The following is a 26256-nucleotide window of genomic DNA, read 5'->3' as shown; positions in this document are numbered from 1 at the left end:
TCCAGCACAGAGATCGACTTTCAAGCAGGTCAATCCATTGCACGTTGGTATCGGCAATAATAGGTCCGCCGGCAGGCGGTTCGGGTCGCTAATGGCCTCCACCGCCGCTAGCACCGCCGATCTGGATCTTGCGGGCAAAGAGCAGGGCAACCGCGGCGAGCGAAAGTACGACACCAATCACCGCGAACGTGTCACTAAACCCCAGGATGAGAGCCTGGCGGTGCACCGTGGCGCCGATCGCAGCGACTGCCTTGTGCTGCGCGACAGCCGGATCGGTGACCCCGTGCGCCATGAAGTATTGTGTCAGCTGGGCGATTCTGTCGCGCACTTCCTCGCGTGCGAAGGTGACGGACTGGCCGATGATGTTCGAATGGAACTGCTCGCGCTTGGTCAGCACCGTCGCAAGCATCGCCGTGCCGACCGCGCCGCCGAGATTGCGCAGCATGTTCGACAGGCCCGACGCGGCGCCGGCCTCGCTCGGTGCGATGCCCGCCGTGGTGATCACGGTAATCGGGGTCAGCACCAGAGCCTGGCCTATGGCGCGCACGAGGTTGGGCAGAAAGAACTGGTCGCCGGCGCTGTCCAGCGACAGGGTGATGTTCATGAAACAGCTTGCGGCGAAAATGCTAATACCGACAAAGCCGACATACCGCACGTCAAAGCGTTTTATCAGCAGCGGCACGAACGGAATGATGAGCAGCTGCGGCAGGCCGGTCCAAGCCAGCACAAGCCCGATCTGCTCGGCGTTGTAGCGCTGTACCTGGCCTAGATACTGCGGCAGGATGTAGACGGTGCCGAACAGCGCGACGCCGACCAGCACGTTGACGACGATGCCGATGCCGAAATTGCGCCGCTTGAGGAGACGCAGCTGGACCAACGGCTTCGCCACGGTGAGCTCGATCGCCACGAAGACGGTCAGGAACACGGCCGCCGTCAGCGCGAGCTTCACGATGAACGGCGACTGGAACCAGTCCTCCTTGTTGCCTTCCTCGAGTACCGTCTGCAGGGCCGCAAGCCCGATCGCCATGGTAGCGATGCCGGCCCAGTCGCCCTCCTTGAGCTGCGACAGCTGCATCGGCTTCTTCTCCAGTGTGAAGAACAGAGCAACGATCATCACGATGCTGGGCGGCGTATTGACAAAGAAGATGGACTGCCAACTGTAATTCTCGGTCAGGTAGCCGCCGATGGTCGGGCCGACCGCCGGCGCGAAGGTGACGGAGAGCGCGAACAGTGCCAACCCAAGCGGCTGCTGCGCCTTAGGGAGCCTGGTAAGCACCATAGTGAAGGCCATCGGGATGAGGACGCCGCCGGCGAAGCCTTGCAGGCCGCGCAGGGCGATCATCGAACCGAGGTCGTGGGAGAAGGCGCAGGCCGCCGAGAAGAGCGGGAACAGCACGGCGTTCGCCAGCATGTAGCGGCGGAACGAGAAGACGCGGCTCAGATAGTCCGTTAGCGGGATCACCACGATCTCGCCGATGAGATAGGAGGTCGAGATCCAGGCGCCGTTGTCGACGCCGGTGCCGATGCCGCCTTCGATGTCGAGCAGCGAGGCGTTGGTGATCTGGATGTTCAGGATGGCCATAAATGCGCCGATCATCGCGGCGAGGACGGCGATCCATGCCATCGTGCTCGCTCTCTCGGGAAGAGGCGCCGCTACGGTGGCGGAACCGGGAGAACCGACCTGGATGTTTTGCGTCATGGTGGCCATCGCACTCTCCTGCCATGTCTGGCTGGCGAAACGGGCGTCCGGTCGGTGTCAGTGGATGCTTTCCGATGCCGAGGCGACCTGGGTTGCCACAGCCTTGGTGTCGATCGTCGGGTAGACCGACATGCCGGGGCGCAGCACGACGGAAAGCGGGCTTGTCCGGTCGAGCACGATCTTCACCGGGATGCGCTGCACCACCTTGGTGAAATTGCCGGTCGCGTTGTCGGGCGGCAGCAGCGCGAATTCCTGGCCGCTAGTCGGCGAGAGGCTGTCGACATGGCCCTTGAAGACCTGCCCGGGAAAGGAGTCTACCTTGATATCCACCGGCTCTCCGCGCTGCACGTTGGCGAGCTGGGTCTCCTTGTAGTTGGCGATGATATAGGGGGTCTGGTTTGGCACCACTGACATCAGCTGCGAACCGGTCTGGACATATTGGCCGATCCGCAAGGTGCGGTTGCCTATCACGCCGTCAACCGGCGAGACGAGAGCGGTGTAAGAGAGGTTCAGCTCGGCTTGTGCCTCGGCTGCCTGGGCGCGGCTCAGCGCCGCCTGCGCCTGCGCAAGCTCGGCCTTGATCACATCGAGCTGCTTGGCTGCGGTGCCGATCACGGCGGTATCGCGCGTTACGGCTGCCCGCGCCGCGGCGATCTTCGAGGCCGCCTCCTGGGCGTTCTGGACGCTGCCGTAGCCCTTCTTCGCCAGTTCGGCATAGCGCTGGTCGTCCTGCTCGGCGAACGTCGCGTTTGCCCGATCGAGCGCAACCGTGGCCTGCGCCGCCTCAATCGCGGACTGTTGGGCGACGATCGCCGCCTGCTTGTTGGCGATGTTGGCCTTGGCTGCCCCGACCTCGGCCCTGGCCTGCTCGAGATTCACCTTGAAATCGCGATCGTCAATGCGGGCGAGGACCTGCCCCGCCGTCACGGGCTGGTTGTCATCCACTAGCACTGCCGCGATGTAGCCGGAGATTCGCGGCGCGATCGTCGTGTTGTCGGCCTTGACATAGGCATCGTCGGTCGAGACCTCGAAGCGGCCGACAGTCCAATACTGCCAGCCGAAATCGGCAGCGCCCGCGAGGACGGCGACGGCCGCGCCGGCTAGCAGCAGGTTCCGCAGCAAGCGCTTGCGCGACGTGTTCGGCACGTCAGCGACTACCGTCGGAACCTGCGGAACAGTAATGGGAAGCTCTCGCGGCAGCTCCAGGCCGGGTGCCGCCTCGGCGGTGGGGAGAGCCTTCTCCGCGGTGAAGACTGCCTGGTGCTCGCTCATGGTAAGCTTCCTTTCCCCGTGGCTGGGGCGCCGGGTCACCGGCTTGCCTTATTTAGGAAAACTGATAGTTTCCGAAACATAGGCAGGCCGAAACTGAGAGTCAAGGGGTTTTGGAAAACGATCATGGTCCATAATACCAAAGTCGCAAAGCGGTCGCGCGGACGACCGCAGGTTCGCCCGGACGAGGAGACGCGGCAGCTCATCATCGCAGCCGCACGTGACGAGTTTCATGCCAGTGGCTATGCAGGGGCCAGCATGGGTCGCGTCGCGCACCGCGCTGGCGTCTCCACGAAGACCATGTACCGTTTGATCCCGACCAAGGCCGAGTTGTTTCAAAGCGTTGTCTCGAATCGGATCTCGCGTTTCATTCTGGAGATTGACGAAGAGCATCTCGATGCGTTGCCCATTGAGGAGGCGCTCGAACACATTCTCATTTCCTATGGCACTTTGACCCTCGATGAGGAGACGCCCGCGACACTTCGCCTGGTCTATGCCGAGTGCGAACGCTTTCCGGAAATCGCTTCTGCCTTCTTCGAGTTCGCGATCCGCCGCACCACCCAGACGATGGAGCGCTGGGTGAAGCGACAGTGTGACCGCGGCAGGATCGAGATCGATGAGCCGTCGGTGGCGGTCGGCATGCTCAGGGGCATGATGATCATGGAACCCCAGCGCGCCCTTATGTTCGGCCAGCGCACGCCGCCGAGCCGCTCCGAGATCGCGAAACGCGCGCGCTATTGCGCCCGACTGTTTCTGGACGGATGCAGGCCACGACGGACTTCTAGTCGAACCTAAAGCATTTACGGCGGAACCGGTTCGAAACCATCCTGCGGGCCTCCGCCGAGTGCCGTTGGATCCGTGAGCGGGCCGATCGTCTTGATCTGCCGAAACGAAGCCCAGCCAATCATGCGTCATGATTAGCGGCAGGACATTGGGATGCTTCGAACGGACGTGGACAAAGTGAATGCCGAGCCTGTCGATCTCGGTAATGATGCGGGAGATCGTTCGGCGTAGCTTCGTCGTTGCGCCAGTAGTACTCGGCTCCCCAGTAGCGGACGATCCCCTGCAATCTTGCGAACTGCACGCCCCGCGACCGGTCATCGATCGTCTCTTGGTCCGGACACCGGGTCGCGGCAAATGCGCTGGCAAAGCTTGGTGATCTCCACCTGTGGGATATTGGCGGAGAATGGGCCGATTGAACCATCTCGGGCCCATGCCCGGAGCGTCCCGGGAAGCAAGCCGACAACCCCTGCGGCAGCCGTCGCGGCAAGTAGTTCCCGCTCTGTGGGCGATAGTGATCTTGCTGACATCACGTCCTCCCCTTGTATACCCGACCTGTTGGGCTGCCGCACAGAGATCGACTGTCAGAGAAAGCAAATCTATTGCCCGATGGTGTCGGCGATACTTTTGTATTGGCGGCAACAGAGACAACGGGACGGTCACATTGTGGTGGCGCAAAAATCACCTAAACCTCGCACGCGCGAACGGATGGCAATGGAGATCAATCTCTCCCCTGTCGGATGCGTTGCCGGCCACAATATGGACTGCGGTGCCTGACGGGCAGATCGACTTCGTCGATCAAGTCCGGCCCACACCGATGCGAAGGTCACTGCTGGGAGTGAAGGCCGTACTTAATCCCGAAACTTGCCGCAGCTACTCGAACGCTGGCGATCGATCCTACGGCCCGCTAACCCGGCGAATGGAAGAACGCACGCGCTTAGACGGGGAGTACAGCTGATTCCGACTCCTATGCAGTCCAATGCGCGACGACTCCGAAATGATGATCAAATGGTGCGTGGTCTCGACTCTTAAGGCCCTCACCCCGTGCCGACGGATGATGCCAAAACGAACTGAAATATTGAGCCCCGTGGCACGTTGGGCAATACCCAGATCAAGCCGTCGTGCGCTTGGATGATCGAACGGCAGATCGATAGGCCCATTCCCATCCCTTGAGATTTGGTGGTGAAGAGTGGATCGAACACCCTCTGCAGGTCCCGTGCGTCGATACCCATGCCTGTGTCAGCTACCGAAATCATGACATCGCCATCGTCCCGAAGACTGGAACTGACGGCGAGATCCCGCGGACCATCCACGCTAATCATGGCCTCAATTGCATTCGTGACGAGATTGAGAAGTACCTGCTGCACCTGAATTCGATCTCCCGTCACCCGCAGCGGCCACGCGATTCGTTCAACCTTGACCAATATCCGGTGACTTTTCAGATCGTCCTTAAGCAAGGCGATCACTTCTTCAATGAGGTTGTCGACGTCGAACGAAGTTCTGACGCGTTCATCCTTCCGGAAATTCGCGCGAATGCTCTCGATAACCGCAGCAGCGCGATGCCCGTCAGCGGCGATCTTCATGAACTCCGTTCTCGCCTTATCTAGTTCGGGAATCGCGCGATCGAGCCAGCGTAAGCCAGTTTCGGACCTCGTTATCATAGCAGCAAGGGGCTGATTGACCTCGTGTGCAATCGTTGCGGCAACAGCATCGCCGGTTATCAGTCGAGCGTCACGCTCGCGACGCTGCGCATCAATCGCGCGCTGTAGACTCTTACGCTCTTGCTGTAGCATCGCGTTCGAACGAGCGAGGCCCGCATACAGCCGTGTCATCTCTGCAAGCAATACCACCATCACAACGGTGGCAGTCACGAGCTGATAAAAACGGCCGGCATACCACGCAAGATTGAAGCGGCCGGCACTCAACACGGACGCCAGGGCCACCTCGAGCAGGAGCGCGCACAAGGCGACCACAAGCCACTGATCGAGCAGGGAATGCTGGCGTTGCCACAGCAACCAAAGAGCAATGCCGCCTAGCGACAAGACCACCACGCCCCCGATCACGCGACGGAATAGGCTGAGAGGAAGCACGTCTACAAAGGTTATAGGCAGCAAATCTTCATGCTGCGTAACAAACCAGAACAGTCCAAGGACGAGGGCAAGAACGCCCGCGATGCTGAGGCTGATGGCATATCCGGTGAAGCGGACATCTGCCGTGCGATCCGTGTCTTTGAGCAAGGCATAGGCGATGATGGCGAGGGGCAGCCCTGAATGCCAAGACCAGTACAGCCAGACGGCCGATTGCAATCCCGAGCCCAGGATGCCGGTCGGCGTGAACGCTCCCGGAAACGTCAGTGCATGTGCAACCACGATCAGGGCGTTGAACAGGTAGCCGCTCGCAATCGCCAAGAGTGCCCATTGCCGTAAAATGGAGAACTGGGCAAACAGAAGAGCTGCAGTGACGCAGTCGCTGACAAAAAGCGCGGCAGCCAGAGTCGGCACAAACGAGTTGATTTCCGGCAGCTTGGTGGCCGCAAACGGCCAAGTGCCGAGGAGGATTAAGAGCAGGGCCAGCAGGAAAGCGCGCGCCGTCCGGCGCTGAACGATAGTGGGGGGAACATTCGCCAGCACCTCGGGCTCAGCGCGCGCGGCCAGCGCAAACACCGGTTCCCCGCTTTCTGTCATTGGAGTCAGGATCCGTACCAATGCCCAATAGTCGACTTATCCAGCATGCGCGAGAGATCGATGGTTGACAACCCAATCTGGATGCGACCAGGCTATTCTCTTACGAGTTGCCGGCCGATCATGACTCCTCAATTTTTAGAGCTTTTTCGACACAGTCGATCAGCTCCTCCGTTCTAAATGGCTTTCGAAGCAGACAGATTACGCCGATTGCTGCCGCCTGATGGTCGATGCCCGGGTTTGAAGATGCGGTGACCATAACGACAGGCATACCGCGCCGGCGCCCGGTGAGCAGCCGGGCTAGATCAAATCCGCTCATGCCGGGCATGTGAATGTCAGTTATGACGCATTGCCAAGACGCGTCAGCTTCCCAGGCGATGAAGTCCTCCGCAGATGCAAATCCACGTGCACTATATCCGAAAGAACCAAGGCTATCGACGAGAGCCGTGCGGAACGATTCATCATCATCGACTACCGCGATTAGGAACTCTCTTGACACATCATCCTTTCCTCGGATTTTGCCAAGGTGAATAGTAAGATCGATATTCTGGCATGTAATGCCGCTATGAGGAACCTATACGGGAGTGTTAGCCCGGCACTTGCGGCCGCTGCCTGGGGCTGATCATGTCCGCCATCCGGACCAAGTCCGCCAAGGTCCTCGCGCCCATCTTGCGCATGGCTGCGCCGCGATGAATTTTGGCGGTGATCTCACTGATTCCGAGATCGGCGGCCACCTGCTTGTTCATCTTTCCCTCGGTGACCAGCAGCATTACCTGCTGCTCCCGTGCTGTCAGTGTTGCAAACCGCTCCCGCATTTTCGAAACATCACCATCGACGGCGCGCCGCTGCCGGTCGCGTTCAATAGCTGACAACACGGCATCGAGCATGTCCTGGTCTTTGAAAGGCTTTGGGAGAAAGTCCACTGCACCGTGCTTCATGGCGCGAACTGACATGGGAATGTCGCCATATCCGGTCATCATCACGACCGGCAACTGGACACCCAGCTTTGACAGCTGCGCCTGAAAATCCAGCCCGTTCATGTCAGGCAAGCGGATATCGACGATAAGGCACCCCGGACAATCCGGAATGGCCGCGGCGAGGAAATCCTGTGCGGCTGAATACGTCCGCGTTTCGAGCCCTATCGAAAGGAACAGGTCTGGCAACGCTTCTCGCAACGATTCGTCATCGTCGACCACGTGAACAATCGATTTCTGGTCCGAGGGCAGCGGCATCTCTTTGGAGAGTATGCCAGAAACTCAGGGCGTGCAGCAAACGAAAGTGTGATGGAGTTGGTTCATTCGTCTAGGCTGCGCGCTCGCTTCCATCCTGAGTCTCCTCAAGCCAAGCGTTGCGTAAAACCTCAATAACACTCAGGTCCGTCGACGCAATCGCAGCGTCGTGGCGGGACAGAAAACGGCAATCTGCGTTATCCAACTCACCCTTTGATATGAGCACGCCTTCCGATCGTTGGATAGCGAATCCAGCACAGAATCTTAGGATACCAGCAAACTACTTGAAGAGGTCGAAATCAGTCACTAGGGCCGACTGCAACTGAGCGTTGCTCGTAACTCCACCGCCTGCATCGCTGCATCGTCGTCACCCTCCGCTCCCTCGCCAAGTTACCGTTTGCCGAACTCAGGAGCCTCGCCATGAATGACGAACCCAAGTGGCACAACGTCCGCGCGATTAGGGCAGCCGCCAGCGCTATTGGCCTTTTTGCGAAGGCAGCCAAACGCGTCGCCGCAGACGCTCGGTCAGGCGAGACGCAAGGGGATAACGCGATACTTCCCTTACGCATCAACGTCCCTGAAGAGGCGCTTGTCAATTTGCAACGATGCGTTGCGGTGACCCGCTGGTCCAAGCGGGAGGTTGTCAACGACGTTTCGCAAGGCGCACAGTCGGCGAAAACTGCTGACCCCAAGTCATCTATGCCGCAAGATAAACCTGTCGTGTTTGTGGTCGACGACGACGCATCCGTCCGCGAGTCGCTTAGATCGCTCATCAGCTCTGCTGGCTGGTACCCGGAAATTTTCGAGTCCGCCCAGGCTTTCTTCTCTCATCCGCGACCTAACGTTCCGAATTGCCTGATTTTGGACGTCAATCTTCCGGATATCAGCGGACTTGATCTGCAAAAACTCGTCAATGTCGAGCGGACCGATACGCCGATCATCTTCGTCACGGGATTCGGTGATGTGGCTATGGCTGTTAGCGCGATGAAAGCGGGCGCATTTGAGTTCCTGATGAAACCCGTCCACGCCGACGCGCTGCTGACTGCCATCAAGGAGGCGCTGGAGCGCAGCAGAAGCGCGCTCGAGTTTGAATTGGAGGTGGGTGCGCTGCAAGATCGCCATGCATCGCTCAGCTGCCGCGAGCGGGAGGTCATGGCGCTGGTCGTCTCCGGCCTACTGAACAAACAAGTGGGTTTCGAGCTCGGCATCAGCGAAATAACAGTGAAAGCTCACCGGGGCCAAGTCATGCGAAAGATGAAGGCCCGCTCGCTTCCACATCTTGTGAAGATGGCCGCAGTGCTCGGCCTGGCATAGTAGGGCGGCAGACGCTGACGCGGTTAGCGCATTCACGAGCCCTACCTTTCTACTACCCACTGCTGACGCGATAACGCGACTCATTGGCGTTTGTGTGCAACGCCCCCTGAACAATCCTCGCTCACCAATCCCAAGGTATCGACGACACCATCGTACAATCGATTTCGCGCCGGGTTTTCTTCAGCATTCGCATTACATCGCACCGATTTGACAAAGAGCGGTCGGAAGGAGAATTACTTTGGGCAACGATCAAAAGGTAGCCGTCATCACGGGAGCGTCGCGCGGCATCGGCGCGGCTCTCGTCAACGCGTATCGGGGTCGGAGCTACCGTGTGGTCGCAACAGCGCGGTCAATCGAGCGGTCGGGCGACGACGACATCCTGGTCGTGTCCGGCGACATCGCTGATCCCAAGACGGCCGAGCGCATCATCGCCGCAGGAGTGGAACGGTTCGGGCGGATCGACACCCTCATCAACAACGCCGGCATCTTCATCTCTAAGCCGTTCACCCGCTATACCGAGGAGGACTTAATGGCGGTCCTGGGTGTCAACATCGCTGGGTTCTTTCACATCACTCAACGGGCCGCCGCCGAAATGGAGAAGAACGGCAGCGGCCATATAGTCCAGGTTACGACGAGCCTGGCCGCTCACCCAAACGCGGCCGTGCCAGCGGCGCTCGCCGCCCTGACAAAGGGTGGATTGAACGCCGCGACCAGATCGCTTGCCATCGAGTATGCAAGCCGCGGCATCCGGGTGAACGCGGTCTCGCCCGGCGTCATCAAAACGCCGATGCATCCGGTGGAGACGCACGAAGGGCTTGGGGCCCTTCACCCCGTCGGACACATGGGCGAAATCGCCGATGTCGTCGAGGCAATTCTCTACCTGGAATCGGCAGCCTTCGTGACCGGAGATATCCTGCATGTAGATGGCGGGCAAAGTGCGGGCCACTAACCAAACAGTTTCGCGCATCCACTTGGCAAGGAGATACCGCATGCCTATTGTTACCATTCAAGTAACCCGCGAGGGCACCAAGTCAGGAACAACGTCCGTCACAACGGAGGAGAAGGCGGCGCTAATCAAGGGCGCCAGCGAGCTTCTGCGCGATGTCCTGAACAAGCCCTTCGACTCGACTTTTGTCATCATCGAGGAGGTCGACACGGACAACTGGGGCTGGGGCGGCTTGCCTACGCTCGACTACCGGCGTGTGCGCGCGGCGACAGGAAGTTGATCCCGTTGATCAGTCGCCGCCGTCTATCATGCCCCCCTTCTGCCCTCCAAAAGGTGACCTACGAGGGGCAGCCCATCGTCAAGGGAAAGCGCGTCACCGGCTTCACCAATTCCAAGGAAGACGGCGTTCACCTGACTAAGGTGGTGCCCTTCCCCGTCAAGGACGAGCTAAGACGTCGGGGTCGCGACTTAGCGCGCATAGGGTCTATGAGAGCAAAATTCGCAACCTTCCAAGCCTACGGCCAGCGTCGATCGGATCGACATCAGCCGAGCGTGTCTCGTCGAGGCAGGTATCGCTATACTCGGTGCGCAGAGCGCCTCGAGCGACTTCACGTGGGTTGAAGTCGACAATCGAAACTCGTCAAATAGGTTCTTAGTCGTTCTCAGATCATCGAGGTCTTTGTCCCTCGGTGGATGCGCATCCACGCGTACGCTGCGCGGCTGACTTGGTGAAGGCCATGACGTCTTCGTCTTTGACCAAGGGCGAACGCTACCGCAAATTGCGTCCAGCTATTGGATGATTTGTGTCCTCAATACCCCTGAGATGGGTAGCTCCTGCACTGCCGACCGACACCATGGCGCAATAGACGCCGACATGAAGTCGACGTATATTTTCGCGCACGCGAGATCGGGAAGGGACGAGATGGAGATCGATCGGCGCCGTGTTTTGGATGCGCTGCCAGCCATGATATGGATCGCTTTGCCGGATGGGCGGGCTCATTTTGTCAATCAACGCTGGTCTGCCTATACGGGGCTAAGCCTGAAGCGAGCCCGTTCCTTGGGATGGCAGGCAGTGATCAACCCGGAGGATCTGCCATGTTTGCTGGAACGTTGGCGGTCCATACTTGCCGCAGGTGAACCGGGTGAAATGGAAGCGCGTCTGCGGAGCGCTGCCGGGGAATACCGATATTTCGCAATCAACTGCAGCCCAGTATTCGACGATCTCGGCCGTATCGTTGAGTGGTACGCGGTCAACGTTGAAATCGAGCACAGAAAACGTGCAGAAGAATCGCTGCGACAGCGAGAGGTGATGTTGGCCGCGGCCGAGCAGGATTTTCAGAAGGCGCTCGAAGAAAACGAACGAAATCTTCACCGGATTCTCGGTTCAATCCCCGCCTTAGCATGGGCTGCCAAACCCGACGGCGAAATCGAGTTCTTGAATCGGAATTTTCTCGACTATCTCGGCATTACCGCCGAGGAAGCCCAGGGCTGGGGGTGGACCGCATCAGTCCACCCGGACGACATAGCTGGCTTAACTTCGACCTTGCAGGCTATCCTGGCTTCGGGAAGGCCCGGAGAGGCTGAAGCGAGATTGCGCCGCCACGACGGACAATATCGATGGTTCCTGACCCAACCCCATCCGCACCGCGGCGACATCGACAATGTCGTGAAGTGGTACGGCACCATAGTAGATATCGACGATCGCAAGCGAGCAAACGAGAGCCTCAGGGAAAAAGGGCGCAATCTTGGCCTCATCGTCAATACGATACCCGTAATGGTGTGGTCGGCGCGTCCGGACGGTACTGCTGAATTCTTCAACGAGCACTATCTCTATTATGTCGGCCTCTCCATGGGTTCCAAGGACTGGGAACCGACCACCGAGTTGTCCGACTATTGGGATCTGACTGCCTCGGTCCATCCTGACGATGCAGCCGGTCTAAATGCAACGCTTCAGGGCATATTTGCGTCCGGGCGCCCCGGCGAAGCTGAAGCGCGTCTCCGCCGCTATGACGGCGAGTACCGATGGTGTCTATTCCGTGCAAATCCGCTCCATGATGAAGCCGGAAACATCGTGAAGTGGTACGGCACAAACACCGACATCCATGATCGCAAGCGAGCCGAAGAAGCTCTGAAGCGCAGTGAGGCGTTCTTGGCGGAGGGTCAGTACCTTGCCGGCATGGGCAATATTTCCTGGCAGGTTGGAACGGGCGAGATTTTATGGTCGGAACCTCTCTATCGAATCTTCGACTTTGAGCCTGGGACGGTCATAACGCTTGAACGGATCGCTAGTCGTGTGCACCCAGAAGATTTGGACCTGATGGGCGCCATGCTCGACAAGGCACAACGGGGCGAGAGCGATTTTGAGTTTCAGCACCGGATCATCTTGCCCGATCAGACGGTCAAGCACCTTCACCTGATTGCCCATCTGGCTAAGAACGATTCCGGTCAGATCGAATACATCGGTGCGGTCCTCGACATCACGCAACGTCGCCGGGCTGAAGAAGCGCTGGAAAAAGTCCGGTCCGAACTCGCATACACCACTCGGATCATGAGTTTGAGCGCCCTGACGGCGTCGATCGCACATGAAGTAAACCAGCCGCTCTCGGGCATTGTCATCAATGCTGGCACTTGCCTGCGGATGCTGGCGGCCGATCCGCCCAACGTCGATGGAGCGCGGGAAACCGCGCGGCGCACCATCCGGGACGGCAATCGGGCGGCCGAGGTGATCGCGCGGCTCCGCTCTCTCTTCGAGAAAAAGTCTGTAACTATCGAACCGGTCGATCTAAACGAGGCCGCGGTTGAGGTGATCGCATTATTTTCCGGTGACCTTCAACGAAACCGGGTGGTGCTTCATACCCACCTCGCAGGCGGGCTACCCTTCGTCGGCGGCGACCGGGTTCAATTGCAGCAGGTCATCATGAACCTCTTGCGCAATGCCGCCGACGCTACGATCCCGGTCGACGATCGTCCAAGACTTGTCGTGCTTGGAACCGAACTTGGCGAGGAAGGCGATATCCGCCTCTTCGTTCGAGACGCTGGCGTCGGACTTGATCCACACGGATCAGAGCGGCTTTTCGAAGCCTTCTACACGACCAAGGCTGAAGGTATGGGCATAGGGCTTTCCGTCAGTCGCTCGATCATCGAAAGCCATGGCGGCCGCCTTTGGGCAGAGGCAAATGAGGGTCACGGTGCAACTTTCTCTTTTTCTATTCACGAGTATGTACGGCCGGACATACCTGTCCACTTCTCCTCGGTCATATCGACGCCGGTCAGCGCTTCAATAAACCGAGGTTTTGCATGAGCGGCCTCCGCCCCCTTGTGTCGATTGTGGATGACGACGAGTCTGTTCGCGAGTCGCTGCCCGATTTGCTGAGAGAGTTCGGTTTCCGTGCCGAAGCGTTTTCTTCGGCCGAGGAATTTCTGGTGTCCAGCGCTATTGATCAGACAGATTGTCTGGTTCTTGACGTCTACATGCCCGGTATGACAGGGCCAGATCTTGAACGAGAGTTGGCGCGCCGAGGCCAGTCTATGCCAATCGTGTTCGTTACGGCACCAAGGCACGAAACGGTTCCACCGATTCTTCTCAAAAAGGGTTCGGCCGGATGCCTGATCAAGCCGTTTAGCGACACAGCGCTGCAGAAGGCGCTCGACCTAGCCCTCGCGTCCGACTGAGCGCGGCGGGGTTTCGCGGCCCCCGAACAGAGTATTTCGAATCAGTAGAGTTCAACGCACCCGGCTCACCGTATTGCGTGACCGGTATCACAGAATGCATCGCGTCCGCGCCTAGCAATCCAAAGGTATCGCCAACACCTTCGTGCAATTGTTTTCGGCCCGGTGCCGGACAATCCTGGCGAGAGCATCTGATACGCAAAGGAGATCAAGATGAACGCCATTCTGGCGAGCGGCGAAGTCGCGACCAAAATCCCGAAGGCGCGCGCAGTCGACATGAAGCTTGAAGTCGCTGTCATCCCAGTTGCCGATATCGATCGCGCCAAGAACTTCTACTACGATTTGGGCTGGCGGGTCGATGCGGACTTTGTCAGGGGTGACGGCTCTCGATCCGTCCAGCTGACTCCCCCAGGCTCGCCGTCATCGATACACCTCGGCGAAAAGCCGGTCCTTTTTCTCGTCGTATCCGACATTGAGGCAGCGCGCGCCGAACTAGCGGAGCGCGGGGTCGAGGTCACTGAAGTGTTCCATCGAGGCAACGCAGGTCCGGTCGGTGGCCTAGCTCCGAACCGGGCAAGCTATGGCTCGCTCGCGTCATTCAGCGATCCGGATGGCAACCGGTGGCTGCTCCAGGAGGTCACCGCTCGATTGCCAGGGCGCGTCGACACGAATGTCACGACGTTCACGTCGCCAGCCGAGCTTGCGGCTGCAATGCATCGTGCGGCGGTTGCGCATGGCGAGCATGAGACGCGAAATGGCGGCCAGCGCGATGAGAACTGGCCCGCATGGTACAGCGAATATATGGTCGCCGAGCAGGCAGGCAAGCCGCTTCCCTTGTGAGAGCGGCGAGGCCTTGGTGGCGCAGGCTTGCCACCGACGGCCTGCCTTGCGTCACGTTTCCGTTTCTGGAGCGGCAGTCGCCTTGCGAAGCTCGACGCCTCAAGCGTCGGCCTCCTAAGGCGAAATCTTTCGATAGGCGGGCCGACATCGCGCGACGGTTGTCTTGGTGCTATGGGCAGGCCAATTTACAATAGCCTGCATCACAAATGTATTGCCGATACCATCGTACAATATAATTAAGTACGTTACCGAGATAACCTTCTTATCACATCTGCTCATCGTCAGATGTACCTTTGAGCGCCACCGTCATTGGTGCGATGGTGAAAACCAAGAGAGGAACTACACCATGAATGTCAAAGCAATCAGTCTCGGTGGATTTGCACTTTTCGCTATCGGCGGGACGGCTCTCGCCGGCGCACTCGATGTCGCCGACAACCTGGCGCCCTTTTATACGGATGCGTCGATGAAGACCCTGAAGCCGATGCCGCAGTTCAAGGCAGCCTTCATGGCCATGCCGCAGAACATGCGGGAAATGATGAAGAGGGAGTGCAACGACGCGGCGATGAGCAAGCCCTACGCCGAGTTCTGCGCCAATGTGAACGCTCTGGCCGGTTCGTAACCTCCAGTCATTGGGCGGGAACGGCCGTCGTAGAAATGGTGGCGGCCACGGCAGCCCGCCATCAACTCGGCCTCCCAGTGTCCGCTGGCCATCGCACAAGGCCAGCTTCGCCGATGCCGGCCGGCGGCCTTGCCGGTCCCCTCCCCCGCCACGCGCGATGGTCTCGACCGGCATCGGTCCTCTTTCACTCACACCATTTTCTCGACAGCTTGCCAGGAAACAAAACGACCCCAGAGGATTGGAAAATGGATAAGATGGAAGCTTCAGAAGGTATCAATCAGGATCGACGCCGACTTCTGGCCGCAGTCACGACCGGCGTGGTGGTTGCTGGTGCGGCAATGCTGCTCCCGTCATTGCCGAGTGCGGCGGCCGCCAGCGACGCCATCCATCCCTTCCACATTCACGTTCCGAAAAAGGAACTCGTCGATCTTCGCAAGCGACTTGCTGCTACGCGGTGGCCCGACAAGGAGACCGTCGCCGATCAGTCGCAGGGTGCTCAGTTGGCGAAGCTGCGGGGCCTAGTTCAGTACTGGGGCACCGATTACGACTGGCGAAGGATCGAAGCGAAGCTGAATGCATTGCCGCAGTTCATCACCAATATCGATGGGACCGACATTCACTTCATTCATGTTCGTTCCCGTGGAAAGAATGCGCTTCCCCTGATCATGTCGCACGGCTGGCCCGGATCCATAATCGAGCAACTCAAGATCATCGGTCCCCTCACGGATCCGACAGCGCACGGAGGCAGCGCCGAGGAAGGATTCGACGTCGTTATCCCCTCATTGCCCGGCTTCGGCTTCTCGGGCAAACCGACCGGCACCGGGTGGGACCCCGACCATATCGCGAGAGCATGGGCCGAGCTGATGAAACGCCTTGGCTACACGAACTACGTCGCCCAAGGCGGTGACTGGGGCAGTGCTATCTGCAACTCCATGGCGCGTCAGTCTGCTCCCGGATTGCGCGGCATTCATGTCAATCTGCCGGCAACGGTGCCCCCGGAAGCGGCCGCGGCGCTCGGCGGCGGGCCGTTGCCGGCAGGCATCTCCGATCAGGAGCGCGCAGTCATAGAAGCGCTCATGATGTCCGGAAAGAATGGGAACCTGGCGTATTTCACGATGATGTCGGCGCGGCCGCAGACAGTGGGCTATGGCACGACGGATTCTCCAGCCGGCCTTGCGGCATGGGTTCTCGTGCACCCCGGCTTCTCGCACTGGACGTACGGTGCCGATCCTGAAAACTCGCCAACGAAAGACGACGTGCTGGACAACATCACGCTCTACTGGCTCACGAACACTGGGGCCTCGTCGGCGCGACTCTACTGGGAGAATGGCCCCCACGGCAGCATCATCTTCGCGGCCGCGCAAAGGACCTCCGAGATATCGCTCCCGGTCGCCATCACCGTGTTTCCTGAAGACGTTTACAAGCCGCCAGAGACATGGGCGCGCCGTGCCTACCCCAACCTGACCTACTTCCACGAGGTCGACAGGGGCGGACACTTCGCTGCGTGGGAGCAGCCAGAATTGTTCAGCGCAGAGCTTCGCGCGGCGTTCCGGGCTCTCCGGCAGGCCTGACTTCCACCACATCTCACCCGACCGAACATGGCCGGGAGGATCGGCGTCACGATTTGTAAGAGGCTGACATGAAGGTAAGGCAGGTTGGTGCGTTCTTGTTGATCGCTGGAAGCGGTATCGCGCTCAACACAAGCCGGGCGCAACAGATGGAACAAATGCCCGGGATAACACGGACGGACCTGCAGAGGCATGATCTCAGCGTCCCGGGACAGGAAGCCGTTCAGACGCGCGTAGACTTCGCGCCCGGAGCGGCGTTTCCAATGCACCGGCATCCCGGTGAAGAGATCGTCTACGTCCTCGAAGGCTCGATAGAATACGAGGTCGAGGGCCAGCCGTCGCAGATCATCGATGCCGGCAGCGGGCTGTTTATTCCAGCCATGGTGCCCCATGCCGCGAAAAACGTCGGCAGTGTCACCGCGGCCGAGGTTGGCACGTATGTCGTCGAGAAGGGCAAACCGCTCGTCGAGTTGGTGAAGTGAGATTCGGAGACCACAGTCAGACCACGGAAGGATTTCCGCATGATGACGAACCGCTTGTTGGCCTCATTCTTGTTTATGAACGCAATTGGGCTGCCGGCCGCCAGTTTCGAAGCGAAGGAGCAACCGATGGCTGTCAGGGCACCGCAAAGTTCATCCGTCCATGGATCCATTTTCGGCTGGATAGCCGGCCAATCTGAGCTGGCGTCTATTGAGCGAGCTAACGAGTGGCTCAATTCCCCGCCACTGACGCCGGCGGCCCTCCGCGGAAAAGTCATCCTTGTCAGTTTCTGGACTTACACCTGCATCAATTGGATGCGCGTGCAGCCCTACCTCCGAGCATGGGGGGAAAAGTACAAGGGCCAGGGGCTGGTCGTGATCGGTGTGCATTCGCCGGAGTTCCGATTTGAAAGGAACATCGACAACGTCCGCCGCGAGGTGAAAGCACTGGGCGTCGAGTACCCTGTTGCGGTCGACAGCGAGGGCGCAATTTGGCGCGGCTTCAACAATAATTATTGGCCGGCGTTCTATTTTATCGATGCGCAAGGATACGTTCGCGATCAACATTTCGGCGAGGGCTCGTACGAACAGTCGGAAATGATTATTAGGCGGTTGCTCGCAGAGGCTGGCGCCCAAGGCATAGGCTCCGAACTGGTGTCGGTCGACGCCGGCGGCCTTGAGGCCGCCGCGGATAAGGCCAATCTCAAGTCTCCGGAAAACTACGTCGGCTACAAACGCACCCAGGGCTTCGTGTCGCCGGGCGGTGCGGTGCGCAACAAGCTTCACCTCTATGAAGCGCCGGCCCAGTTGCAACTGAATGAATGGGCGCTAGCCGGCGGCTGGACGATGGGCAGCGACGGCGCCTCTCTAAAAGAGCCGAATGGCAACATCACGTACCGATTTCACGCCCGCGATCTTCATCTTGTCATGGGGCCGGCATCGCCTGGAACCTCCGTGAAATTCCGCGTCCTGATCGATGGTCAGCCACCGGGCAGATCTCACGGGCTTGACGTTGACGAACAGGGGAATGGCACAGTGAGCGAGCAGCGTCTGTTCCAGCTGATCCGGCAGCAGGGGCCGATCACAGATCGTCAATTTGAAATTATCTTTCTCACCCCGGGCGCCGAGGTTTTCTGCTTCACGTTCGGCTGATCCGAGGCCAGCCGGCCCGGTCTCGGTCGCGACATCGAGGGAAGCCGAGCAGACCGGCACTGCTCGAAGCTATCTCGGGGCAATATCGACTTTGCCCGCGAGGGCTACTGCTTCATGTCGCTAACCCTTCCCGCTCATTAGATCAGAAAGTATGCGCCTGCTTGGAAGCGCGGGCCAAACGTGAGCCGGACCTTTCGCCTCTTCCTGTCGCGACCGACCGGCTTCGAGCATCCGACGCGAGATGGTCTCCTGCTGCTGGCGCAGGTGGTCGCTCAGCAGCTTGTTGCGGGTAATGTAGCCCGCATTAACGCCCGGGATCGAGTGGTTCATCAAAAGGTGAACGTCCAGCTCCGCAACGCCGGTAGCCTGGGCGACTGTGCGGAAAGTCTGTCGCAGGTCATTACCCCATTTCGACAGGTCCTCGCGCTTCTCCTTGTGCTCGGCCATGTGGCCGCTTCTGCTGTCGGCCGGGAACAACCAGTCACGCGATTGCTCGCCATAGAGAGCCCGGCCAATACGCATCACGCGAACCAGACAGCGGATCATGGCATTCGAAATGCGGTATATCGAATGCTTTGACCTCGCCACCCTTCGGCCTAGGTATGTGCAAGACACGCGCCCGAAAATCGACATGCTCGGCCCGTGCCTTCCTGATTGCTTCGGGGCGATGGCCCGAAAGCAGCATGAACAGATGGAACTCCCGCCGGACAGGGTTCTTCAAAGCAGCGAGTTGGGTGAACCACCCTTCCAGATCCGACAGGCCAAGTGCTGTGTTGCGCCGGTGTTCGGCATTCCAGTCTATGGCTGACACCGGGTTGTCCGCAGGCAAGGAGCGGGCGGCCTTGCGCGCATGGTTGTAGACGGCACGCAGCGTTCGCATGCAACCATTGGCGATGTAGGCACCGTTTTCCTTGGTCAATTTCTCGTGCCGAGCCGTCACCAACGCGGGGTCGTTGCCAAATTTGGAAAGCGGTCCGTCAAGCCAGTCGGCCAACAGCCTCTCGACATGATCGCGATAGTTGTTGATCGTCCCGTCGCTCCGGCCCTTCTTCTTCATGCCGTCACGGTAGCGTTCCCAGGCAATACGCAACGTGGGGTTCCCGAGCGATGGCAGATCCACTGCTGCGCTATCAGCCTCCGGCTCTTGCCTCGACGGCCGAGGATCCACGCCCCCGGCAATCTTCCCGAGAATGGTCTTGGCCTTTGCCCGCGCCGCTCGAGTCGTGAGTTCTCCGACTTCAGCAACCTTCATCCGGACGGACAGGCGCTGTCCTGCCTTCCTTCGCTCACCCTGGACAACAAACGTCTTTCGCCGTTTGCCGACAAGCACCATGAAGCCCGGCAGGTCTGTGTCCCGGGCAAAATACTGCCCAGAAGATGCCGGCTGGAGGTCCGCGATGGCGCGGTCGGAGAGGACGAGTCGAAGGTCTGTCATGGCAATTAGTACGGCATTAGTACGGCGATTGCGTCGTGCTCGATCTGTTGGTTTGTCTACGCTACGATAACTGCGCAGCACGAATATTGCAACAAGTTGAACGCGTTAGGAGGACTTTAATCGTACAACAGCGTGCGTTGGGAAACGACAGGATAGACAGTATGACAGATTCCTAATCTGTAGGTCACAGGTTCGATTCCTGTCGGGATCACCAAGGGTCGTGGTCGAGTAGCTCAGCCATTCGGCTTTCGCCCTCACAGATCCGGGCGGGCGGATTTCCCGCACCCGGCTCTTCCCGAGGGTAACCCGCGTCATATCCGTGCTTGCGCCCAAGTTCGAGTGATGCGCGGAGTTGGCAGGGGGAAGCGCGCCGTCAGGGTCTCGAACTCCGACCAGCCCATGCGCCGGCTTTTCTGGCTGCGCCGTCTCAGACACCGTAGCCATATCCGACGCACTTGCCGATGGAATCCGTTGAGCGCTGGGTAGTTGTGCGGCCTGCCGTAGTAGCCGTAGTGTCCACGCAGAATGGCGGCGAACCACCTGTGCTGCGCAGCCATTGGCGCGTGCATGAGCCGCCAGGCATCCTGGCGCAGCGCCGTCAGCTTGCGCGTCAGGCGTTTCCCTTCCGTCTTGTGCTTCACGATGAACCGGCCATCCCGGGTCCGCCCGCAGTAGTGGGTGAAGCCCAGAAAGGCGAAGGTCTCGGGTCGCCGCTCGCCACGCCGCTGTCGTGAGAGAGCCGCGAACCGCCCAAACTCGATCAACCGCGTTTTGTCCTCGTGGAGCGTCAGGCCAAAGCCGGCCAGCCGCGCCTTGAGGGCCAACAGCATCTCCTCTGCATCGGCCTTCTTCTCAAAACCCATGACGAAGTCGTCAGCGTAACGCACGATCACAACGCAACCGTGTGCATGGCGCCGACGCCACTGGTGAGCCCAGAGATCGAGGATGTAGTGCAGGAAGATATTGGCGAGGAGCGGACTGATGCCCGCCCCTTGCGGGGTACCCCTGTCCGTCTCTTGCTTCTCGCCGCTCTCAAGGACGCCAGCCCGCAACCACAGCCCAATGAGCCGTAGAATACGAGGATCAGCGATCCTGTGCGCCACCATCCGCAGCAGCCACTCGTGGTCGACCGAGTCGAAGAAGCTGCGAATGTCGGCATCGAGCACCCAGTTCACACGCTGGCTCATGATCGCCGTATGCAGGGCATCAAGCGCCATGTGAGGGCTCCGCCCCGGCCGGAAGCCGTAGGAGAACCCCAGGAAGTCGACCTCGTAGACAGCACTCAGCACCTCGGCCACCGCGCTTTGGACGATCTTGTCTTCCAGCGCCGGCACCCCGAGCGGCCGTTTGCCGCCATCGGCTTTGGGAATGTAGACCCGCCGCACCGGCTGTGGCCGGTAGCGACCGGTGTGGACCCGTTCGCAGAGGTCGTGGAGGTTATCCTCCAACCGCTCTTCGTATCTGACCACTGTCATCCCATCGACCCCAGCACTCGCCTGCCGCTTTTGTCGCCGGAACGCCCGATACAGAGCGGCCTCGTCGACATGATGCAGCAGGGCCGTAAACCGGGTTTGGGCAGCCTGGCTGGCCGCCGCGTTCACCCGCTCGAGGTTCGGCGGCAAGGCAACCCGGCTCTGTGTCCGGACCTTGGCTTCCTCGCGCAGGCTCCCCTCGGGCTGGTCCCTTCCCTCCACGCGTCTCGTTTCCTTCGACGGCTTCACGGGTACTATGAACCAGTCCGACTCCCGACCTCAGCTCGGACAGCAACTCTGGCAGTGCCTTGCTGCTGTCCCCCGCCGGAGACCAATCCAGCGGACCCGGTCGGGCCTCTCATGTTCCGATGACTACCTTCCATGCGTGATCCGGCCTTCGACCCCGGCGGAGCGGCATCGTCTCGCATAGCGACGACACTCATATTGCCTTCGTGAGTAGGGAACGCACTCGGCCTCCGCGAACATCCACCTTTCGAGGCTCAATCCCGCACCCCGCATGGCTCCTGTCTATACTTCAGACCCCGCGTTGCCGCGACGCCCGCAAGACTCGGTCCCGGCTTGCCCGCTACGGCTTTGGCCGGATGGGACTTGCACCCACAAGCAATCATCAGCTTGGCATGACGTACTCCCACCAGGTGGTGTAGCTGAGGGTTATGAAGCCGCTCGCGAGCGCGCCGTGAGTAGCGCTGTAGCGAGTGAGCGGCCTGCCGGTGGTCATCGGCGCTTTCCGGCAGGGTCTGGATTATTGACGCGCGACAGGGCGGAGATCGTGTTCCACTAACGCAGACCGCCGCGCCGTTTGAGGCATTGCTCCAGTTGTGGCCTACGGACGCTATTTGGTTGAACCTGCAAGCAGGCCGGAAATGAGGTATCGATTGAGGAAGATCACCAGCAGGCAGGGCACCGCAATGGCGATAGAACCGCCGGCCATGATAAGCCCGTAGTCGACGAAGTTCTTCCCTGCGAATTCCGGGATCAGAACCGTCAGCGGCTTTGTGTCCTTGGGTGAGAAGACGAGCGGCACAACATATTGCCCCCAGGCACCGAGGAAGGTGAGAATGGCAGCCGCCGTAAGTCCTGGTGCAGCGATCGGCGCGATGATGGAAAAAAGAATGCGCATATGGCTTGCCCCATCGATGCGCGCCGCCTCTTCCAACGATCGCGGCAGCGTGTCCATGACGCCTTTCAGGAGCCAAAGGCAAAGCGGTAGGAACGCCGAGACGTAGATGAGCGTCACGCCGAGATAGGCGTCGATCTGCCGGAGCGACACCATCAGCCGGAAGAGCGGGATGAGAACCGCATATCCCGGCACCGCCATGGTCCCTACCACAGCATAGAAGAGCACCTCACGTCCGGGAAAGTTCAGGCGCGCGAAGGCATAGGCCGCAAGCAGCGACATCAGCACGCAAAGCACGGTGGCGGCACCCGAAGTGAGTATGCTGTTGAAAAGCGCAAGCCGAAACTCGCCAGCCACGTCGACGCCTCCCATATGCCCGTCAAGCACGCCAAGAAGCCTCAGATAGTGCTCGCCGGTGGGATGCTCGGGAAAAAGATGAAGCGGCCGCGCATTGAACTCGACCGTCGGCGTCAGGCTGGAGGCGAGTGTCCAGTAGATCGGAAGAAGCGACCAGGCGAGCAGCAGCGCAACGCCGGCCCAGATTCCAAGACGGATGTGCCAAGGTTTCTTCATCAGTCGAGCCTCGTGCTGCGGTGGATGCGCAGCACATAACCAAGCGATATGGCGAGCGAAATGAAGGTGACCATCAGCGACAATGCCATGCCGTACGAGAAATTCAGTTTCTTGAAGGCCTCAAGATAGATCTGCAGCAGGATCGGCCGCGTCTCCAGACTGTTGGGGCAAGCACGATCGCTTCGTCGAACAGGTTGAAGGCCGACACTGTGGCATTGGTCATCGCCACCGCGATCGCCCCGCGCGTCAGCGGCAAGGTAATATTGCGGAACATCACCAGGCGACTGGCGCCGTCCATGCGCGCGGCCTCATAGAGGTCGCCCGGAATGCTTTGCATCGCCGCCAGCACGATAACGATGGTAAGCGGCAACATGCGCCAGATATGCACCACCGAGACTGCAAGCATCGCGCTGGTGCTGTCATTGAACCAGAGATGACCCTCGTAGTCCAAACCGATCATCACCAGCAGCCCGTTGAGGAGGCCGGGGCCGGGCGAATAGATCCATTGCCATATCACGCCGCTGACCACGCCGGGCAGCGCCCACGGCAGGACCACGGCTGCCAACACCCACTGACGCCCGCTCTTCAACTGATTGATGAGTGAAGCCGCCAGGACCCCCAGGACCGTCTCGGCGAAAACGGCGATTACGACATATTTGAAGGTGTTGAGCCAAGCCTGCCCCACCTCTACGTCGCTGAAGACGCGCGTATAATTGGAGATGCCGACGAACGGGGTCCCTGCTTGCATCGGGTTGACGCGGTGCAAGCTGTCCCATGCGGTGCTCAGCAGTGGGTAGAAAACGAGCCCTCCCATGGTGAGCAGGATCGGCAGCACCATCAAAAAGGCGGTCGTGGCGTCCCCAACTTTGCGGGCGCCACGACCTTGTCGCGGGAGGACAGTTACCGCTTGCGACGTCACTGCTTCACGGCTTCAGCCGCGGCCTCGGCGATGCGCTGAACAGCCTGGTCCACACTGATCTCACCCTTTGCCGCGCTGTTGATCGAGGTGTTTACGGCCAGCGAGAATTGCGGATACCAGGCTGGCGCGCCGGACGGAAACAGCGCCTCGACGGTAGGCGCCTGTTCCACAAGCGCCTCGCCGCTGACCAGCTTGCCCTGTTGTTGCAGCTCTGCGAGCGCGGACGTGCGCGTCGGCAATACCCCGTTTCCGTAGTTGTGGATCTGATAGTCCTTGGATGTCATCCATTTGATGAATTCCTTGGCCGCTTCCGGATTCTGGGCATTCCTTGGGATGCCGAGGCCCTCCAGCAACCCGAATGACCGCGTCTTGCCGCTTTCGGTGGCGACCGGAATCGCCTGAACCTGTCCGGCAACGACAGACTGTGCGGGGTCATTGTAAGCGCCAAGACGGCCCGGTTCGCCGCTGATCATGATGCTGGTCAGGCCCTTGGCGAAAAGTGTCTCATTGATCTCGCTGTCTTTAAGGCCGGTGGAGGCGGGGTCAACCAGGCCCTCCTTCAAGAGCATCATCTCGAAGGCCATCGCTTTGTAGCCGGCCGAGTCCGGCGCCGTGAACAGAGGTTTCATATCCTTGTCGAAAAGATCTCCGCCGAACGCCTTGGTCAGAAGGTACCAGCTTGTCGATGCGCCTTCGGTCGCGGAAAGCGGCAGGCCGATCGGATACTTTACGATTCCCTTGGCCTTGACGGCCTTCGCCGCCGCTACAAGCTCGTCGAGCGTCTTTGGCATGACGGTCACGCCGGCGTCGGCGAACTGCTTCTTGTTCACCAGCATGACGCGAAAGTCGTTCGTGTAAGGAATGGCCAGAACCTTGCCGTTCACGTTGAAGATCGTCGACCCCTTGATGTCATCCAGGGTCGCGGCGTCAACGGTGTCGTTGAGCGGCGTATACCAGTCTGCCGCAGCGAACTGGCCGGTCCAGGACCAGTCGAACTCGGTCACATCGGCCGGCGCCGTGCCAGCCAGCAACGCCGTCGAAATCTTCACCGACACGTCGTCCCATGACGCTGTCTGCATATCGAGCTTGATGCCGGTGGCTTTCTCGAAATCGGCCGCCATGTTTGCATCCTGAGGCGAGGGTAGGAGCACCGAAACTGTTTGTCCCGCAAAGGGCTTGGCATCATCGGCCAGCGCAATTCCGCTGGTAGTGGCCATCAAAACGACGCTGAAGGCGAAAACCAGATCAGACTTCGGCAAACGCATGATTATCTCCCGTGACGTCGCGAGCGGGCAGCATTGTTCCCACTATGCTTTTTGGCCGCTGCCCGCACCAATAGACCGTAAAGCTATCGCTGGAAATTCTGATATTCTTGCCGGTTTCGACCCAAATTTTCAGGTTTTTCAGCCCTGCGGTCTGTCGCAGCAGCAAAAAATCCAGCGCTGGTGATGAAGCGTCAACGTCCGGGTGATGTTCAGGCGCGGAAGCGGCGCCTGTAGTCCTTCGGCGTACAGCCAACCTGCCGCTGGAAGGCATCGTAAAAGCGGCTGAGAGAGCCGTGGCCACTTTCGAAAGCCACCTCGATAATTGCCATATCGCTGTCGGCCAAAAGCTTCAGTGCATGGTTGAGCCGCCGGCGGCGCAGATATTGCGCGATGGATTGTCCCAGGACCTTCTGAAAGGTCGCGGTTGCGTTCGTCGGATGGAGTCCGCCGACAAGCGCTACGTCCGCAACGTTGATCGGCCTGGCGAATTCGTTGTTGATGAAGGTCGTCATCTGCTGCACCCGCGCAACCACCCGCCGGTCGGCGACATGCATCGCCTGGCGCCGATGTTCAGCTTCGAGGGCGCCCAGGCCTATCTCGGCGATGCGCGGGTCGGCCGCCAGCCGGCGAAGACGAAGGCGAACCTCGTCGCGTAATATGTCGGCGGCCAGTTCGCTGTTGGTGTCCCACTCTCGCGCCCAGCGGGTCACCAATAATGTGTCGGCAGCGTCGATGGACGAGCCCGTGACGACGTGACCCGCCATGAGGTCGTTCTTGAAATCACTTGAGACCGCAAGGGACAGCAGATCGGCGAATGGCACGTAGATGCAGACGAGCTCCGTTCCGTCACCAGCAGATATCACCTGGTGAGGAACAGCGGCCCAGAAGCAGTAGATGGCACCTTCGCGCAGGCTGACCTGCTTGCCATTGATGAGATAGGTCATGCCGCCGCGCGTGATGACGTTGAGTTCCACATGGTCGTGCCAGTGGGCTTCCGGCATAGGCTCCACGATATGCGTCTCAGCCAGGAATTCGTCCGGCTTGAGAAAGCGGTTGCCGGTCTGGCGCGGGTCAAGCTGACGCATTCGCTCCCTCCGTTTTTGCGCGCCCCGGCTAGCGCGGTTCCACTTAAAAACCGGAAATATCAATTGCATTCAAGCAAGCATTTTCCGGTTTCCAATGGCAATAGGGAAGCTGCGCCGAAAGCGC

At 59.7% G+C, this 26256-nt stretch carries 23 protein-coding genes and 2 pseudogenes; 13 read left to right on the top strand and 12 right to left on the bottom strand.

From position 1 onward, the window contains the following. Positions 1-88: 88 nt before the first annotated feature. Positions 89-1624 (bottom strand): MDR family MFS transporter, encoded by a 1536-nt coding sequence (locus EJ072_RS19860; protein WP_245467369.1) that lies wholly within the window; start codon positions 1622-1624, stop codon positions 89-91. 132 nt (positions 1625-1756) lie between these two features. Further along, complete coding sequence (locus EJ072_RS19855; protein ID WP_126080933.1) at positions 1757-2971, bottom strand: HlyD family secretion protein; 1215 nt, start codon at positions 2969-2971, stop codon at positions 1757-1759. 123 nt (positions 2972-3094) lie between these two features. On the opposite strand from EJ072_RS19855, the gene EJ072_RS19850 reads away from it, so the two are divergent. Then, positions 3095-3763 carry a TetR/AcrR family transcriptional regulator gene (locus tag EJ072_RS19850; RefSeq protein WP_126080932.1) on the top strand — a complete coding sequence of 223 codons (669 nt, stop codon included), beginning with the start codon at positions 3095-3097 and terminating at the stop codon, positions 3761-3763. 1022 nt (positions 3764-4785) lie between these two features. On the opposite strand, the gene EJ072_RS19840 is transcribed toward EJ072_RS19850, so the two are convergent. From EJ072_RS19840 to EJ072_RS19830, 3 genes are all read right to left on the bottom strand, one after another. Then, positions 4786-6432, bottom strand: coding sequence for an MASE4 domain-containing protein (locus EJ072_RS19840; protein ID WP_126080931.1), 1647 nt, complete (start codon positions 6430-6432; stop codon positions 4786-4788). A gap of 118 nt (positions 6433-6550) precedes the next feature. Next, positions 6551-6928 (bottom strand): response regulator, encoded by a 378-nt coding sequence (locus EJ072_RS19835; RefSeq protein ID WP_126080930.1) that lies wholly within the window; start codon positions 6926-6928, stop codon positions 6551-6553. An 88-nt stretch (positions 6929-7016) separates the two neighbouring features. Then, positions 7017-7661 (bottom strand): response regulator transcription factor, encoded by a 645-nt coding sequence (locus tag EJ072_RS19830; RefSeq protein ID WP_126080929.1) that lies wholly within the window; start codon positions 7659-7661, stop codon positions 7017-7019. Between the two features lie 696 nt (positions 7662-8357). Between EJ072_RS19830 and EJ072_RS19825 the strand changes: the two genes are divergently transcribed. From EJ072_RS19825 to EJ072_RS19775, 11 genes and pseudogenes are all read left to right on the top strand, one after another. Continuing rightward, positions 8358-8972 carry a response regulator gene (locus tag EJ072_RS19825; RefSeq protein ID WP_126083686.1) on the top strand — a complete coding sequence of 205 codons (615 nt, stop codon included), beginning with the start codon at positions 8358-8360 and terminating at the stop codon, positions 8970-8972. Between the two features lie 238 nt (positions 8973-9210). Then, positions 9211-9921 carry an SDR family oxidoreductase gene (locus EJ072_RS19820; RefSeq protein WP_126080928.1) on the top strand — a complete coding sequence of 237 codons (711 nt, stop codon included), beginning with the start codon at positions 9211-9213 and terminating at the stop codon, positions 9919-9921. A 40-nt stretch (positions 9922-9961) separates the two neighbouring features. After that, positions 9962-10198 (top strand): 4-oxalocrotonate tautomerase family protein, encoded by a 237-nt coding sequence (locus EJ072_RS19815; RefSeq protein WP_189343055.1) that lies wholly within the window; start codon positions 9962-9964, stop codon positions 10196-10198. A gap of 35 nt (positions 10199-10233) precedes the next feature. Then, positions 10234-10380: pseudogene (locus EJ072_RS36940) on the top strand (type 1 glutamine amidotransferase domain-containing protein); the annotation flags it as partial. 460 nt (positions 10381-10840) lie between these two features. Further along, a complete protein-coding gene (locus tag EJ072_RS19805; RefSeq protein WP_126080926.1) occupies positions 10841-13219 on the top strand; it encodes a PAS domain-containing protein in 2379 nt (792 codons plus the stop codon). Further along, entirely contained in the window at positions 13216-13590 is a 375-nt protein-coding gene (locus EJ072_RS19800) for a response regulator (protein ID WP_126080925.1), read from the top strand. The genes EJ072_RS19805 and EJ072_RS19800 overlap by 4 nt, the downstream gene beginning before the upstream one ends. A gap of 210 nt (positions 13591-13800) precedes the next feature. Further along, positions 13801-14427, top strand: a complete 627-nt coding sequence (locus tag EJ072_RS19795; RefSeq protein WP_126080924.1) for a VOC family protein — start codon at positions 13801-13803, stop codon at positions 14425-14427. A 346-nt stretch (positions 14428-14773) separates the two neighbouring features. Beyond that, positions 14774-15046 carry a hypothetical protein gene (locus EJ072_RS19790; RefSeq protein ID WP_126080923.1) on the top strand — a complete coding sequence of 91 codons (273 nt, stop codon included), beginning with the start codon at positions 14774-14776 and terminating at the stop codon, positions 15044-15046. A 245-nt stretch (positions 15047-15291) separates the two neighbouring features. After that, positions 15292-16617: an epoxide hydrolase family protein gene (locus EJ072_RS19785; RefSeq protein WP_126080922.1), complete on the top strand. Its 1326-nt coding sequence runs from the start codon at positions 15292-15294 to the stop codon at positions 16615-16617. A gap of 68 nt (positions 16618-16685) precedes the next feature. Further along, a complete protein-coding gene (locus EJ072_RS19780) occupies positions 16686-17096 on the top strand; it encodes a cupin domain-containing protein (RefSeq protein WP_126080921.1) in 411 nt (136 codons plus the stop codon). A 39-nt stretch (positions 17097-17135) separates the two neighbouring features. Then, positions 17136-18245 carry a redoxin domain-containing protein gene (locus EJ072_RS19775; RefSeq protein WP_126080920.1) on the top strand — a complete coding sequence of 370 codons (1110 nt, stop codon included), beginning with the start codon at positions 17136-17138 and terminating at the stop codon, positions 18243-18245. Between the two features lie 120 nt (positions 18246-18365). Here the strand turns inward: EJ072_RS19775 and EJ072_RS36935 are convergent, their stop codons facing one another. The 6 genes and pseudogenes from EJ072_RS36935 to EJ072_RS19745 form a co-directional block, all read right to left on the bottom strand. Then, complete coding sequence (locus EJ072_RS36935; protein WP_245466918.1) at positions 18366-18692, bottom strand: hypothetical protein; 327 nt, start codon at positions 18690-18692, stop codon at positions 18366-18368. 34 nt (positions 18693-18726) lie between these two features. Beyond that, complete coding sequence (locus EJ072_RS19770; protein ID WP_245466917.1) at positions 18727-19680, bottom strand: integrase arm-type DNA-binding domain-containing protein; 954 nt, start codon at positions 19678-19680, stop codon at positions 18727-18729. 311 nt (positions 19681-19991) lie between these two features. Next, positions 19992-21401: a group II intron reverse transcriptase/maturase gene (gene ltrA, locus EJ072_RS19760; protein ID WP_126080919.1), complete on the bottom strand. Its 1410-nt coding sequence runs from the start codon at positions 21399-21401 to the stop codon at positions 19992-19994. A gap of 604 nt (positions 21402-22005) precedes the next feature. Then, the gene (locus EJ072_RS19755) at positions 22006-22863 is read right to left on the bottom strand and encodes a carbohydrate ABC transporter permease (protein WP_126080918.1); all 858 of its coding nucleotides are present in this window, start codon (positions 22861-22863) and stop codon (positions 22006-22008) included. Continuing rightward, positions 22863-23782, bottom strand: a pseudogene (locus EJ072_RS19750) (sugar ABC transporter permease). The gene EJ072_RS19755 and the pseudogene EJ072_RS19750 overlap by 1 nt, the downstream one beginning before the upstream one ends. Further along, the gene (locus EJ072_RS19745) at positions 23779-24999 is read right to left on the bottom strand and encodes an extracellular solute-binding protein (protein WP_245467367.1); all 1221 of its coding nucleotides are present in this window, start codon (positions 24997-24999) and stop codon (positions 23779-23781) included. The pseudogene EJ072_RS19750 and the gene EJ072_RS19745 overlap by 4 nt, the downstream one beginning before the upstream one ends. On the opposite strand from EJ072_RS19745, the gene EJ072_RS19740 reads away from it, so the two are divergent. Then, positions 24959-25231: a hypothetical protein gene (locus EJ072_RS19740; RefSeq protein WP_189343389.1), complete on the top strand. Its 273-nt coding sequence runs from the start codon at positions 24959-24961 to the stop codon at positions 25229-25231. The two genes, EJ072_RS19745 and EJ072_RS19740, sit on opposite strands and share 41 nt — an antisense overlap. A 25-nt stretch (positions 25232-25256) precedes the next feature. Here the strand turns inward: EJ072_RS19740 and EJ072_RS19735 are convergent, their stop codons facing one another. Continuing rightward, positions 25257-26201, bottom strand: a complete 945-nt coding sequence (locus EJ072_RS19735) for a helix-turn-helix domain-containing protein (RefSeq protein ID WP_126080915.1) — start codon at positions 26199-26201, stop codon at positions 25257-25259. Between the last annotated feature and the right edge of the window lie 55 nt (positions 26202-26256).

Origin of the sequence: Mesorhizobium sp. M2A.F.Ca.ET.046.03.2.1 (assembly GCF_003952425.1) — a bacterium.
Lineage (GTDB): Bacteria > Pseudomonadota > Alphaproteobacteria > Rhizobiales > Rhizobiaceae > Mesorhizobium.
Note: the sequence above shows the minus strand (reverse complement) of the source record. Positions and strands in the feature narration are given on the sequence as shown.